We start from the raw sequence: 12,551 nt of genomic DNA on the forward strand, positions 1-12,551 counted from the left end.
ACGTGTCCCCCACAGCCCCCCTCATCCCCGAGCAGCGGCGCGAGAGCATCGTCGAGCACCTGCAGCGCGAGCGCGTCCTGAGCTACCGGCAGCTGACCGACCTCCTCGGCGTCAGCCAGATGACGGTCCGACGCGACGTCGCGACCCTAGAGGACGAGGGTCGCGTCACGGCCACGCCCGGCGGGGCCAAGCTCACCCCGCGACTGCTGGTCGAGGCGAGCCGGGACGTCAAGCAGGACGTCGACGTCGCCCAGAAACGGTCCATCGCCCGCGAGGCCGCGGCGCTCGTGCGCGACCACATGACCGTCTACCTCGACGCCGGCACGACCGTGCAGGCGATGCGCGAGCACCTCGACGACCTCACCGGCCTGACGGTCGTCACGAACGACCTCGCGACCGTCCGGTCGTTCTTCGACCACCCCGACGTCGACCTCATCGTCGTCGGGGGCCGGGTCGACAGTGCGAACCAGTCGACGCTGGGGCGGCTGACCCGGTTGACGCTCACCGAGCTGTCGCTCGACCTCGCCTTCATCTCGTCGAGTTCGTGGGACCTCACGCACGGCGTCACCACGCCGGTCGAGGCCAAGGTCGAGGTCAAGCGGGCCGCGCTCGAGGTGGCCGAACGCTCGGTGCTCGTCGCGGACAGTTCGAAGTACGGGCGCTTCGGCAAGTACCGTGCCCTCCGCCTGGCCGAACTCGACACGATCGTGACCGACGACCGCCTGGGCGACGAGGCCACGGCGGCCCTGGTCGACGCCGGTCTCGACCTCGTGGTCGCCGCCCCGGGCGAGCCCGCCTGACGCGAGTTCCCGGGGACGCAGGAGGCGCGGGTCACGCGACCCGCGCCTCCTGCGTCCCCGGCGGCCCGCCGCTCAGCGGGGGATGACCGAGAACAGGAACTTCTTCTTCACCATCACCCAGAGCAGCAGCACCGAGACCACGTGGACGATCGTGCCGACGACCACATCCGAGCGGTCCAGCCCGGGGATCGACGCGACGGCGAGCACGAAGAAGACCTGCCAGATGAACACGTAGAGGCTGGCCTGCCCGAGGGGGACGTAGAACCAGCCGAGGGCCGCCGAGATCGGCTTCCAGAACACCGTGAGGATCGCGTAGACGCAGACGACCACGAGGGCCACGTCGACCAGCCGGCCCCACTGCATGTCGACCCGCTGGTAGCCGGTCGCGTACAGCGTGTCGTAGAGGCCCGTCGGGATCGGCCCCGGGGCGAACCCGTAGGCGTGCCCGGCCCAGATCAGCGCGAGGAACCCGGCGTAGCCGACGACCCCCACGCCGACCAGCACCTTGCCGAGGCGGGTGGTCAGCGCCGTCACGATCCGACGCCGGTACCAGCCGATGACGAGACCGTGGGTGAAGAGCACCTGCCAGGCGAAGAGCGGGAACACCGGCTCGAACTGCGACGGCAGGAGGTGGACGTCGGGGAAGACCACGCCGACGGCGTAGACCGCCCAGCTGACCAGCAACACGGCCCACCAGGCACGCCGCTTGATCGCCCACATCAGGGCGGGGATCGTCAGGCTCAGCACGACGAACAGGCCCATGATGTTGAACGGCCACGGCCCCATCTCGAGCAGCAACAGCTGACGCACGGCGTACCACGGCGGCGGGTAGTCGAGCAGGCGGTCGACGTTCGGGTACAGGTCGTAGACCCGCCCCTCCGCCGAGGTGCCGGTCATGCCCGTGCCGCGGTCGGTGAAGGTCGTGACCGCGTCCGTGTTCAGCAGCGGCACGAAGCTCAGCGCGAAGACGACCAGGATGACCGCGAGGGTCACGACGTACTGCTTGCGCGCCCGGACGAACGCGCCGATCGCGGCGGCCTTCTCGCCGTACTTCTTGATGCCGAGCGGGTAGACCATGCCGAGCACGATGCCGCTGAGGAACACGAACATCTCTGCGCCCGTGATCGCCCCGACGGCCTTCAGCGTGACGAACGAGAACGGCCCCGCGACCTCGATGTGCGTGATGACGACGGCCAGGATGATGAACCCGCGGAAGAGGTCGATGCGCAGGTCGCGACCGGGTGATCCGTCGTCGGGGTAGCGCCAGCGGGGCAGCAGGCGCCCGACGACGCCGCTCACCAGGAAGACCAGGGCGAGCACCACGGCACAGGCCACGATCCAGCCCATCTCGTCGCCGCCGCCGTCGCGGACCTGCACGGTCGCGGCGTCGCCGTCGGTCGAGGTCACGCGGTCGGTGACCGGCCCGAGGTCGATCCGGTCGGACGCCTCGAGATCGGTGCGCAGCGCCCCGGCGATGCCCGACTCGGCCGTGGCCCGCCAGTCGACGGGTCGGTCGCCCGCCTCGGCCTCGTCCCGCTCGACCTCGAGCCAGGTGACGCCGGAGATCCGGTCGTGGGTCGGCAGGGCGTCCAGCACCTGACGCCACCAGCCCTGCTTGACGTCGAGCTCGGGGGCACCGTCGAACCCGGCGGCGTAGAGGGCGCCCGTGTCGAGCAGCATGGGTCGGTCGCGCCCCTCGGCGAAGCGCTCGTAGAACGTCGACGGCTGAGCCTCGGCGTAGCCCCAGGTCTCGTCGAAGCGTGCCTCGACCTCGCCCGCCGCCGGGGCCTGGTTCTCGACCAACGGCACCGACGTGCCGGCGGCCGTCGAGGCGCTGCCCTTGGCGAAGAAGAACATGGACTGGCCGACCCAGTCGACCGCGTCGTCGCCGGGGTAGTACGGCCCGTACGGGTCGTCGGCCTCGGTGACCCGCCCGTCGTCGTTCGTGTCGAGCAGGTCGACGTCGCCCGAGGGGGTCTCGGTGAGGCGGCCGACGGCGTCCGAGAACGGATAGCCCGCACCGTAGGACGGAGCCCACACCATGCGGGCCTGCGAGTCCCCGGCGTGCACGACGTCGGCGAGGGCCCGGAACGCCCCGACGAACGCCGTGGGCTGCTGCCCCCAGCGCTGCCAGTTGCCGTTCATCTCGGGCGCGAAGCGCACCAGCTGGAGCGTGCCGTACTGCCGGTCGATCTCGGTCAGCAGGTCGTCGGCCCGGCGCGCGTCCGCGGCGTCCAGGTCGGCGAGCCGCCCGGTGGGCTCCAGGCTGACCACGAGCACGGCGCCCTGGGCGGCCGCGGCACGGGCCGACCGGCGCCACTCCTCGACCGCGCCCTGGTCGAGCGGGTAGTCGATGTTGACGCCGTACAGCGACGGCGTCGCGCCGAGTCGGCCGGCGTAGCCGTCGGGTCCGTCCGAGCCCCAGTCGAGGTCCGGGCCGAACCACGTGTCCGAGGGTTCAGGAGGCGCGGCTGCGGCCGACGCGGACGTCGCGTCCCCGAGCACCGCCGGCCCCAGCACCAGCGGCACGAACGCCGCGACGGCGAGCAGGGCCGCGCCGATCCGGCGGGCCGCCCGCCGACGTGGCACCGTCGCCGACGGGTGCCTCAGCGTCGGCACACGAGCGTCCACACGTTGCGGCCGTCCTCGTGGCGGTAGTCGAGGCTCTCGAGGCTGAGGAGCGCCAGGGCCAGGCCGCGACCGTCCTCGTCCTCGAGGTCGGCCATCGAGACGGCGCTGAGGTCGATCTCGCTGGGCATGCCGTTGTCGTGGAAGACGGCGGTCAGCCGGTCGTCGGTGGCGGAGAGCTCGAGGGTGAAGCGGCGACCGCGGTCGGCCTCGGACCGGCGCGAGTGCTCGACGACGTTCGCCGCGATCTCGACGATCGCGGTCTCGAACGAGAAGCGCGTCTCGAGCGAGTCGTCGCCGAGCGAGGTCCACCACGCCTCGAAGGCGTTCTGCACCAGGTCGATGCTCTCGGGTTCGACGGCCACGTCGATGACGACCGGGCCGGGACGCTCAGTCATCGAGGGCGGCCGAGACCGAGGCGCGGGGCTTGAGGATGCGGTCGAGGTTCGTGAGGCGCAGCACCATCGAGACCTGCTCGGTGGGGGCCACCAGCCGCAGGTCTCCCCCGGCCTGGCGTGCCGACTTGAGGCACGACACGAGGGCCCCGAGGCCCGACGAGTCCACGAAGGTCGTGCCCGAGAGGTCGACGATGATGAGGCGGTCGCCGGCCGCGAGACGTGCGGCCACCTCGTCGCGGAGTTGTGGTGTCGAGACCACGGTGAGGCGCCCCTGTGGGGAGAGCACGCAGCCGCCTTCGACGGCCTCGACGGTGACGGTCATCATGATTGTTCCTTGTCGTGGGGTGCCGAGGGCCCCGGGTAGAGAACGGCCCGGACGATGATGCTGAAGATCACCAGGTCGAAGAGCACCCAGGCGATGTTGACGAGCGGCGCGAGGCCCTCGGCCTGCCCGGTGGCGTAGCGGACGCCAACCAGGACGAGTGCGGCGACGAGGCAGGCGACGGCCCAGATCTGCGGTCGGACGAGGTCCCACCGGGGGCCGGTGGCCGCCTGCTTCGTCTTGGGCGTCACCGAGAAGCCGAGCGCGCGGCCGCGGTAGACGTTCTGGAACGCCGTGGTGACCGAGGCGATCCAGACCGGGAAGAGCGCCAGCGAGTACTGCTGCCCCCGCCAGGTCGGCCTGCCCGCCGCGACCACCCAGAAGAGCAGCTGGTTGAACACCAGGAAGGGGATCAGGCGGGCGAAGAAGTCGACGCTGTAGGCCTGCACCGGCACGACGCCGAACGACAGGCAGAGCACGGGCGCCGCGATGTAGACCACGGCGGCGAAGCCCGAGAGGTAGCTCCACATGGTGGAGAAGTACATGAGGCGCTGACCCCACGACAGGCCCTTCTGCACGAGCGGGTTCTCGCGGAAGAACACCTGCATGGTGCCCTGGGCCCAGCGCAGACGCTGCGTCATCATGGTCGCGAGGTCCTCGGGCGCGAGCCCGATCGCGAGGATCTCGTCGTGGTAGACCGACCTCCAGCCCAGCCCGTGGAGGCGCATCGCCGTGGCCATGTCCTCGGTGACCGAGATCGTGGCCAGGGGCATGATCGCCTGCGCCTCGGAGCCGCGGTCGACGTCGAGCGCCCCGACGAGCAGCGAGATCGACTCGATGGCGGCGAGCGGGGAGGACGATCGCTGCGCGAGCAGGTCGAGGGCCGCCTCGTCGAGGGCGTCGAACGTGTCGGGGCCGAGCGACATGGCGGCGAGCTCGGCGAGGTCGCCCTTCATGGCCGCGAGGTCGGCGTCGGCGAAACGGAAGGCGATCGTGTCGATGCTGCGCTGGAACCGGTAGGTGACGTCGCCGATGGACTCCCCCGCGGCGAACTCGGCCCGGGCCCGCTCGACCACGGTCTCGGCGTCGTCCAACGCCTCGAGCACGCGGGGCTGGCCGACGGCCTCCTCGCGTGCCCGCACCAGCAGCTTGCGCGACGTGCGGACGGCTCGACGCACGGCCGCCTCGACCTCGGTGACGTACCGCGCGACGCCCAGCTGCATCAGCGCCTCCCGACGGAGGACCGCGTTCGACCCGCAGAAGAACGCACTGTTCCAGCCGTCCTTCGACTGCTGGATGGGGCCGTAGAACAGCGGCGCCTGACTGCCCAGGGGGTCGGACTCCGGCACGTTCTCGAACCACTGCGGCGTCTGCACGAGAGCGATCCGCTCGTCCTTGAAGTAGCCGAGGGTGCGGTCGAGGATCTCGGGCTTCGGCACCTGGTCGGCGTCGAGGATCAGCAGGAACTCGCCCTCGGTCGACAGGAGGGCGTTGTTGAGGTTGCCGGCCTTCGCGTGGCGCGGCCGGTCGGCCCAGTCGTCGGACCGGGTGATGACGCCGATGCCCGCGGCCTCGGCGGCGGCACGGATCTCGGGGCGACCCCCGTCGTCGAGGATCCACGTCGTGTGCGGGTAGTCGATGCGCTGTGCCGCGAGGGCGGTACGCATGACGAGTTCGACCTCCTCGTTGTACGTGGTGACGAAGACGTCGACCGTGACCCGCGTCTCGAGGCCCTCGGGGTCGGGAGCGGTCGGTGGCTCGCCACGTTCACGCAGCCGCCAGGCCCCGAGGCCGAACAGCAGCGAGTCGATCACGCTGTACGTCTCGGCGAGGATCAGCGGCACCGCGATCCACCACGACGACCAGTTCACCGAGGCGGCCCAGCGCCAGACGATGTAGTTCAGGCCGGCGAGCGACGCCAGCAGGACCGCCACCCGGATCGCGACGATGCGGCGACCCGGGGTGGTCCGGTCGAGCAGCCGCTGGTCGCGGCGACTCAGGGTGTCGGTCACGCGCGACGGTCCATGACGACGACGGTGACGTCGTCGCGCGAGAGGCGTCGCTCGGTCAGGGCCGCCATCGACCCGAGCAGGCCGAGGCCGTCGGCACCGCCGGTGGCGGGCCGCGTCGCGAGCCGCCCGACCTCGAGGGCCCAGTCGAACTCGTCGTCGAGGACGTCGAGGACGCCGTCGCTCATGACGATCAGCTGGTCGCCGACGCCGAGGCGGGTCGTCTCGGTGACGTGCTGTTGCTGCTCGTCGAGCCCGAGCGGCAGCCCCGTGCCCGCGAGGTGCTGCACGCTGCCGTCGGCCCGGACGATGATCGACAGCCCCGCCCCGGCGTCGACGAACGAGAGTTCGTCCGTGTCGAGGTCGAGGACGGCGTGGAAGTACGTGACGAACGTCCCGGTGCGCTGCAGGTCGGTCCGCACGGCTCGTTCGATGCGGTCGACCGCGAGGCCGAGTTCGCGTCCCGCGGCGACCTGCGGTGAGGCCGCACGACAGGCCGCCCGGACGGAGGACCCGATGATGGCCGCCCCGACGCCCTTGCCCATCACGTCGCCGACGGCCACGTGCACGAACCGGCCGACGAGTCCGTAGTCGTAGTAGTCGCCCCCGACGCTCAGCGAGGGCAGGCAGATGCCCTCGACCCGGACGCCCTCGACCTCGAGGGGCTGGGCCGGCAACAGCGCCTGCTGCGTCGAGCGGGCGGCCGAGGCGTCGGCGTCGGCGAGGAGCTCGACCTGGGCCCAGGCGGCCAGGTCGCGGAACTCGGCCATCTCGTCTGCCGAGAGCTGCCGGGGCTCGGCGTCCATCAGGCAGAACGAGCCCACGACGTTGCCCGATCCGTCGCGCAGCGGGTGACCGACGTAGAACCGCAGCCCGTTGTCGTTGAAGGCGCCCAGGTGGGCGAACCGCGGGTCGAGGCGGGCGTCGTCGGTGGTGACGATCTCGCCCGTGTCGGTCACGAGGCTGCACGGGGTGTCGGTGCGCCCGGACTCGGGGTCGTCGAAGCCCGCCCGGCCGACGAAGAGCGCGCGCTCGTGGTCCATGACGGTGACCGACGACAGCGGCACCCCGAACACGGCCCGGGCGACGCGGGTCACGCGGTCGAGGCGGGCCTCGTGGCCCGACTCGACGATGCCGAGCGTCTCGACCGCTCGCTGCCGACGTTCTTCGCGGACTTCGTCCCTGATCACACGGCTCCCTCTCGCTGGGCGCGCCTGGTGGGAGCGTGCCGTCTCCGAACCCTGCAACGATGCCACAGAGCCCTCGCCACGTCATGCCCACCATTAGGGGGACACCGAGGAGGCGCGGTGCCGGTCAGCGCATGACAAACCTTGCCATCGCGCCTAGGATCGGTCCATGGCCACCATGAACGTCTCGCTGCCCGACGGTCTGAAGCACTTCGTCGAGGCCCAGGTCGACGAGCGCGGTTACGGGACGAGCAGCGAGTTCATCCGCGAGCTGATCCGTCGCGAGCAGGCGCGCGCCCGCCTCCGCGAACTCGTGGTGGACGGCATGGCGTCCGGGGCGGGCTCGGACCTCGACGAGCAGTACCTCGACCGCCTCCGGGACCGCGTGCACCGCGCCGGGGCCGACCGCGCGTGAGCCGCCGCGTCGTGACCTCGCGACGCGCCGACCACGACATCGAGTCGGCCGTCGACCACTACCTCGACGAGGGGGCGCACGCAGCCGCGCTCGACTTCGTCGACGCCATCGACGACGCGCGGTCGCTCATCTCGGCGCATCCCACCCTGGGGTCGGCCCGGTTCGCCGTCGAGACCGGGATCGACGGCCTGCGGAGCCTGGCGCTCCGCCGCTTCCCGTTCGTGGTGCTCTACACCGACGACACGGACGCCATGCGGGTCCACCGGGTGCTGCACACCAGCCGAGACCTCCCGGTCGAGTTCTCCGGAGCCTGACGACCGAGGAGGCGCGGTGCCGGTCGACCGGCACCGCGCCTCCTCGGGGCCTCGCGTCAGTCGAGGAAGTCGAAGACGAGATCGAGCGATCGGGCGGGATCGATCGGAGCGGTCGACCCGGCCGGAGCCGCGACGATGACGCTCAGGAGCCCGTGGGGCGTCAGCAGGATCGACCCGCCCCCGACGACCGGTGACCCGTCCTGGGCCGTCGCGACGAAGGCGCGCCCGTCGAAGGCGTCGGCCCGTTCGTCCTCGACCTGCTCGAGCGACAGCCCGTCGACGCCGCCCCCTGCGGGGACCTCGGCGTCCATGCCCGCCTGGTCGAGTTCCTGGACCGTGGCGATGAAGCCGACCCGGGACCCGTCGGCCTCGCTGGTCCACGTGCAGTTCGCCTCGTCGGACCCGATGGTCGAGGTCTCCGCCACGAGGGTCCGCCCCGTGACGAGATCGCCGAGGACGGCCCCCGCCGCCTCGCAGTCGGCGGGCAGGGTGAACTCGCCGGTCGGCTGGTCGGCGGCGTCCGCCGTGGCGGTCGCCTGCCCCGGGGACGACGACCGACCGGCGTCACCGGAGTCGGCGCCGCCTCCGGTGCAGCCCGCGAGCAGGAGGGTCACGGCGACGGCTCCGACGATGGCCGAGAGTGCGGGCGTGGTGGTGGTGCGCATGGTGGTCCCCCGGTGGTGCGCCGGACCCCTTCCGACGACCGCCTCAGCCTAGACGGGTCGGTCCACCTCGGGGGCGGGTCAGGTGCCGGGCCAGAAGCGGGTGAACAGGTCCTGGATGAACGGGATCAGGTCCTGCACCTGGTCGACGCCGGCGATCGCGACGGCCACGAGGGGCCACAGCGACACCACGAGCGTCGAGATCACGGCCGCCACCCCGAGCACCCAGGCCAGGGCACCGTTGCGCACCTTCACGATGAGCAGCAGCACGACCAGGGCCAGGACGTAACCGATGGCGATCGCCGCGACGATCGAGCCGACGGGCACGTCGAGGGCGCCGGCCGTGCCGCCGTCCGCCGCACCGATCAGGGTGAGCACGGGCAGCAGCACGCCGACGACGATCAGCACGCAGAGGACCGCCGAGGTCACCAGGGCCGCCCAGACGGCCCGCGGCCGGGGGCGTCGGGTCGTCATCGTCGTGCGCCGCCCGAACATCACTTCTCCGTCGTGGCGACGTCGTCGCCGTCGACGACGACCTGCGCGTCGCTGTCGGAGTCGACCTCGACCGTGACCGTTCCGCCGTCGACCGTCACGGTGACGTCGGCACCGTCGGCGTCGCGTGCGTCGCGGGCGTCCTCCGAGGAGGCGCGGGTGGCGTCGCCGTCCGAGGCCCGGTTCTCCTCCACCGCGTCGGCCACGCCGTCCACGGCGTCGGCGGCCTTCTCACGGGCGCCGACGACGACCTCGGACGTCGTGTCCAGTGCGGCGTCGGTGGCGTCGGCGGTCGTCGAGCGGGCGTCCTCGCGACGGTCCGCCACGGAGTCGAGGGCGTCGGCAGCAGCGTCCCGCGCCTGGTCGGCCACGTCGCGGGCATCGTCGGCGACGTCGTCCGCCTTGGCAGCCGCCTCCTCGCCGACCTCGCCCGCGGTGGCCTTCGCCTGCTCGGCGACCTCGCCGGCCTTGTCGCCCAGCTCGCGGGCCTTGTCGGACAGGTCGCCCGCGGCCGTCCGAGCCTTGTCGGACAGGTCGCCCGCGGCGGTCGCGGCGCGGTCGCGTGCCTCGCCGGCGGCGGCCTTGGTCTTCTCGCCGGCCTCCTTCGCCCGGTCACCGGCGTCGGACACGGTCTGCTTCGCCTTGTCCGCGGCGGCGTTCACCTTGTCGGCGGCGTCCTCGTCCGAGTCGAACGGGCCGTGCACGTCCGTGACGGTCACGTTGACCGTGACCTCCTCGCCGTCGAGCTGCCCGACGGCATGCTTGACCTGCGTCCGGACGGTGTCGGCGAGCGTGGTGACGTTCGTCGGGTACTCGGCGACGACGGCGATGTCGACCACGAGTCCCTCGTCGGTGGTGCCGGCGCGGACGCCGGGGACGGAGCCCGTGCCGATCGCCGTGCGCAAGGCGCCGGCGAGCCGCTGGGACGCGGTGCCGAGGGCGTGGACGCCCGAGACGCCGAGGACGGTGACGCCGATCGTGTGCTCGAGGACCTCTTCGGGCGAGGTGGCCCGGGTGGACGCCGCGGCGTCGATGTCGATGGGGGTGACGTGGTGGGTGGACTCGCTCATGAGACCGGCCTTTCATCGTGGAACGTGGGTGGGGCGACGGACGGCCCCCGTCCTCGGGTCGAGGGCGAGGGCCGTCCGTGCGGTGGGGCGAGGGAGGTCAGTCGAGCCGCGTCGCGGACGACATCTGGCTGCGCAGACCGCCGTTGATCTGGATCACGACGGGCGTCTCGGTCCCGAGGACGCCGTCCCAGTGGGCGACGGCCTGGTCGATGCTCCGGCGGATGTCGGTCGGCGAGACGCCGCGACGCGCGTTGGCGGTGACGCGCAGGACCGACTCGCGCTTGACGCGGAAGGCGGTCACGTCCACCGAGACGATGCCCGGGGTGTCGGCCAGCGCCTCCTCGAGGACCTGTTCGGCGACCTTCGCGTCGACGACCAGGCGACCGCCGGTGGTCTGGTCGCGACGCGACCCCTCGTCGACGGTGAGCAGCGTGCCGGTCTGGCCGTGTCCCTGTCGCAGGGCGAACCAGGCGAGCAGGACGATCAGCACGAGGCTGGCCACCGCGACGACCCAGAGGATCCACGGCTGGTCGCCGAGGGCGTCGGTCGCGGGGCCCCTCGCATCGGAGGCGCCCTGCGAGACGGTCTTCTGGACGTCGGGCACGAGGGCCCCGACGGCGACGGCTCCGCCGGCGAGCAGCAGCACGAGGCCGATGACGAAGACGACGATGCGGTTCAGAGCGCGATTGGTGCTGTTCATGACCCGACCGTTCCTTTCTCGGACAGCTTGACCTTGTGACGCAGTGCCGGGCTGAAGTCGTAGGCGCCCAGTTCGTCGCGGACGGCCTCGTCGATGCTGCGGACGTCGGTCTGACGGCCGGAGGTGCGGGTGACCTCGATCAGGGCGCTGCGCTTGCCCACGCTGACGCTGACCTGCGAGGGGTCGACGTCGCCGGCGTAGCTCGCGGTGCGGGCCAGCGAGCGGGCGATGACCCGGTCGTCGACCACGGCCACGGTGCGCTCGGCCTTCGCGCCACGACGGCCACGACGGCCCGGCGCGAGCGACACGACGATCAGGACGAGCCCGATCAGCGCGACGACGACCGCGACGGCGGTCAGCACGCCGACCGGAGCACTCGCGGCGTCCAGGGTCGAACCGACGAGGTCGGTCGGAGCCAGGAGCAGCGGAGCCGTCCCGACGGCGGCGAGGACCGCCTCGGTGCCGATCCACGCCAGGGCGACGATCAGCAGGACGGCGAGGGTGATGGCGATGCCGGCCCGCGACGAGTGCGTCTCACGGCGCACGATGCGCTTGTAGAGCGATGCGGTGCTCATGCGACGCGCTTCCTCTCTCGGATGTCGGCACCGGTGATCTGCAGGTCGACCTTGTCGATGCTCGACCCGGTCAGCTGCAGCACGCGGTCACGGATGGTGGACTGGGCCGCCGTGAGGCGGTCCAGCAGGGTGCCCGAACGACGCTCGGAGACGCCCAGGGGCGAGACCCGGATGGGGGTCTTGGCGATCACGCTGAGAGCGCCGTCGTGGTCGGCCAGCTCGACCGACACCTTCGACGCGGAGACCTCGAGGGCCTCCGCGGTGACGGCCGAGACGACCCGACGCACGGCACGTGACGTGATCTTGTTCCGGCCGTGGAGGGCCCGGTCGGCCGTCACCGCCGCGGTCACGACGACCGCCGCCCGCGGAGTGCGTCGGCGAGGCCGCGGACGTCGAGCTTGCCCTCGACGACACGGCCGACGCCGAACCCGATCGCCATGGCGATCGCGACGAACACGAACGCCCAGAAGCCGAAGGCCAGGGCGGTCAGCGCCAGGACGGCGCCGACCAGCATGCCGGTGGTCGTGGCGGTCACTTGACGCGGCTGTCGTCGGCGTCGTCGTCGTTGTCCTCGGAGGGGATGTACACGTCGGAGACGGTGACGTTCACCTCGGTGACCTCCATGCCGACGACCTGCGAGATGGCGTCGGTGACGGACTTGCGCACGTCGTCGGCGACCTTCTGCAGTTCGACGGGGTACTCGGCGACGATGACGATGTCGGCGGCGACCTGCTTCTCGCCGACCTCGACCGAGACGCCCTGGCCGCGGTCCTGCTGGTTGATCACGTTGCGGATCGCGCCGATGGCACGGGCGGCACCGTTGCCCAGGTCGTGGACGCCGCGCACCTCGCGGGCCGCGATGCCGGCGACCTTCGAGACGACGCCCTCGGCGATGGTGTTCTTGCCGGCGGCGTGGGACTGCGTGGTCTTGGCAGCGGCGGTGCTGGTGGAGGGGGTCACGTTGCTCATGGTTGCTCCT

16 protein-coding genes are annotated in these 12,551 nt (G+C 71.8%); 3 read left to right on the forward strand and 13 right to left on the reverse strand.

Annotated elements, in window-relative coordinates:
- Window positions 1–2 precede the first annotated feature (2 nt).
- A complete protein-coding gene (locus tag ASL10_RS11115) occupies window positions 3–800 on the forward strand; it encodes a DeoR/GlpR family DNA-binding transcription regulator (RefSeq protein WP_056047159.1) in 798 nt (265 codons plus the stop codon).
- Between the two features lie 72 nt (window positions 801–872).
- Here the strand turns inward: ASL10_RS11115 and opgC are convergent, their stop codons facing one another.
- The 5 genes from opgC to ASL10_RS11140 are packed head-to-tail and all read right to left on the reverse strand — an operon-like array spanning window position 873 to window position 7,347.
- Window positions 873–3,419 (reverse strand): OpgC domain-containing protein, encoded by a 2,547-nt coding sequence (opgC, locus tag ASL10_RS11120; protein ID WP_157485403.1) that lies wholly within the window; start codon window positions 3,417–3,419, stop codon window positions 873–875.
- Window positions 3,407–3,826: an ATP-binding protein gene (locus ASL10_RS11125; RefSeq protein ID WP_082460371.1), complete on the reverse strand. Its 420-nt coding sequence runs from the start codon at window positions 3,824–3,826 to the stop codon at window positions 3,407–3,409. The genes opgC and ASL10_RS11125 overlap by 13 nt, the downstream gene beginning before the upstream one ends.
- Window positions 3,819–4,151 carry an STAS domain-containing protein gene (locus ASL10_RS11130; RefSeq protein ID WP_056047165.1) on the reverse strand — a complete coding sequence of 111 codons (333 nt, stop codon included), beginning with the start codon at window positions 4,149–4,151 and terminating at the stop codon, window positions 3,819–3,821. Before ASL10_RS11130 ends, ASL10_RS11125 begins: the two co-directional genes overlap by 8 nt.
- Window positions 4,148–6,097, reverse strand: a complete 1,950-nt coding sequence (locus ASL10_RS11135; RefSeq protein ID WP_235452761.1) for a glycosyltransferase — start codon at window positions 6,095–6,097, stop codon at window positions 4,148–4,150. Before ASL10_RS11135 ends, ASL10_RS11130 begins: the two co-directional genes overlap by 4 nt.
- A gap of 59 nt (window positions 6,098–6,156) precedes the next feature.
- On the reverse strand, window positions 6,157–7,347 hold the full coding sequence (locus ASL10_RS11140) for a GAF domain-containing SpoIIE family protein phosphatase (protein WP_056047168.1): 1,191 nt from the start codon (window positions 7,345–7,347) through the stop codon (window positions 6,157–6,159).
- 166 nt (window positions 7,348–7,513) lie between these two features.
- Here ASL10_RS11140 and ASL10_RS11145 point away from each other — a divergent pair, with 166 nt between their 5' ends.
- Together ASL10_RS11145 and ASL10_RS11150 are read left to right on the forward strand one after the other, a co-directional pair.
- Window positions 7,514–7,759 (forward strand): type II toxin-antitoxin system ParD family antitoxin, encoded by a 246-nt coding sequence (locus tag ASL10_RS11145; RefSeq protein ID WP_056047170.1) that lies wholly within the window; start codon window positions 7,514–7,516, stop codon window positions 7,757–7,759.
- Window positions 7,760–7,770: 11 nt separating this feature from the next.
- Entirely contained in the window at window positions 7,771–8,073 is a 303-nt protein-coding gene (locus ASL10_RS11150; protein WP_235452697.1) for a type II toxin-antitoxin system RelE/ParE family toxin, read from the forward strand.
- Between the two features lie 56 nt (window positions 8,074–8,129).
- Here ASL10_RS11150 and ASL10_RS11155 read toward each other — a convergent pair whose 3' ends face one another.
- From ASL10_RS11155 to ASL10_RS11190, 8 genes are all read right to left on the reverse strand, one after another.
- Window positions 8,130–8,738, reverse strand: a complete 609-nt coding sequence (locus tag ASL10_RS11155) for a hypothetical protein (RefSeq protein WP_056047177.1) — start codon at window positions 8,736–8,738, stop codon at window positions 8,130–8,132.
- A gap of 78 nt (window positions 8,739–8,816) precedes the next feature.
- The gene (locus ASL10_RS11160) at window positions 8,817–9,209 is read right to left on the reverse strand and encodes a hypothetical protein (RefSeq protein ID WP_082460475.1); all 393 of its coding nucleotides are present in this window, start codon (window positions 9,207–9,209) and stop codon (window positions 8,817–8,819) included.
- Window positions 9,210–9,229: 20 nt separating this feature from the next.
- Window positions 9,230–10,297: an Asp23/Gls24 family envelope stress response protein gene (locus ASL10_RS11165; RefSeq protein ID WP_056047184.1), complete on the reverse strand. Its 1,068-nt coding sequence runs from the start codon at window positions 10,295–10,297 to the stop codon at window positions 9,230–9,232.
- 97 nt (window positions 10,298–10,394) lie between these two features.
- A complete protein-coding gene (locus tag ASL10_RS11170) occupies window positions 10,395–10,997 on the reverse strand; it encodes a hypothetical protein (protein WP_056047187.1) in 603 nt (200 codons plus the stop codon).
- On the reverse strand, window positions 10,994–11,572 hold the full coding sequence (locus tag ASL10_RS11175; protein WP_056047190.1) for a DUF6286 domain-containing protein: 579 nt from the start codon (window positions 11,570–11,572) through the stop codon (window positions 10,994–10,996). Before ASL10_RS11175 ends, ASL10_RS11170 begins: the two co-directional genes overlap by 4 nt.
- On the reverse strand, window positions 11,569–11,922 hold the full coding sequence (locus ASL10_RS11180; RefSeq protein WP_043597627.1) for a hypothetical protein: 354 nt from the start codon (window positions 11,920–11,922) through the stop codon (window positions 11,569–11,571). The genes ASL10_RS11175 and ASL10_RS11180 overlap by 4 nt, the downstream gene beginning before the upstream one ends.
- The gene (locus ASL10_RS11185; protein WP_043597628.1) at window positions 11,919–12,107 is read right to left on the reverse strand and encodes a DUF2273 domain-containing protein; all 189 of its coding nucleotides are present in this window, start codon (window positions 12,105–12,107) and stop codon (window positions 11,919–11,921) included. The genes ASL10_RS11180 and ASL10_RS11185 overlap by 4 nt, the downstream gene beginning before the upstream one ends.
- Entirely contained in the window at window positions 12,104–12,541 is a 438-nt protein-coding gene (locus ASL10_RS11190) for an Asp23/Gls24 family envelope stress response protein (RefSeq protein ID WP_056047193.1), read from the reverse strand. Before ASL10_RS11190 ends, ASL10_RS11185 begins: the two co-directional genes overlap by 4 nt.
- Between the last annotated feature and the right edge of the window lie 10 nt (window positions 12,542–12,551).

It is taken from the genome of Frigoribacterium sp. Leaf8 (genome assembly GCF_001421165.1).
GTDB lineage: Bacteria > Actinomycetota > Actinomycetes > Actinomycetales > Microbacteriaceae > Frigoribacterium.

Coding starts and splice junctions, on each gene's coding strand:
- ASL10_RS11125 (WP_082460371.1), bottom strand. CDS start 3,826: ATGACTGAGCGTCCCGGCCCGGTCGTCATCGACGTGGCCGTCGAACCC.
- ASL10_RS11130 (WP_056047165.1), bottom strand. CDS start 4,151: ATGATGACCGTCACCGTCGAGGCCGTCGAAGGCGGCTGCGTGCTCTCC.
- ASL10_RS11145 (WP_056047170.1), top strand. CDS start 7,514: ATGGCCACCATGAACGTCTCGCTGCCCGACGGTCTGAAGCACTTCGTC.
- ASL10_RS11155 (WP_056047177.1), bottom strand. CDS start 8,738: ATGCGCACCACCACCACGCCCGCACTCTCGGCCATCGTCGGAGCCGTC.
- ASL10_RS11160 (WP_082460475.1), bottom strand. CDS start 9,209: ATGACGACCCGACGCCCCCGGCCGCGGGCCGTCTGGGCGGCCCTGGTG.
- ASL10_RS11165 (WP_056047184.1), bottom strand. CDS start 10,297: ATGAGCGAGTCCACCCACCACGTCACCCCCATCGACATCGACGCCGCG.
- ASL10_RS11170 (WP_056047187.1), bottom strand. CDS start 10,997: ATGAACAGCACCAATCGCGCTCTGAACCGCATCGTCGTCTTCGTCATC.
- ASL10_RS11175 (WP_056047190.1), bottom strand. CDS start 11,572: ATGAGCACCGCATCGCTCTACAAGCGCATCGTGCGCCGTGAGACGCAC.
- ASL10_RS11190 (WP_056047193.1), bottom strand. CDS start 12,541: ATGAGCAACGTGACCCCCTCCACCAGCACCGCCGCTGCCAAGACCACG.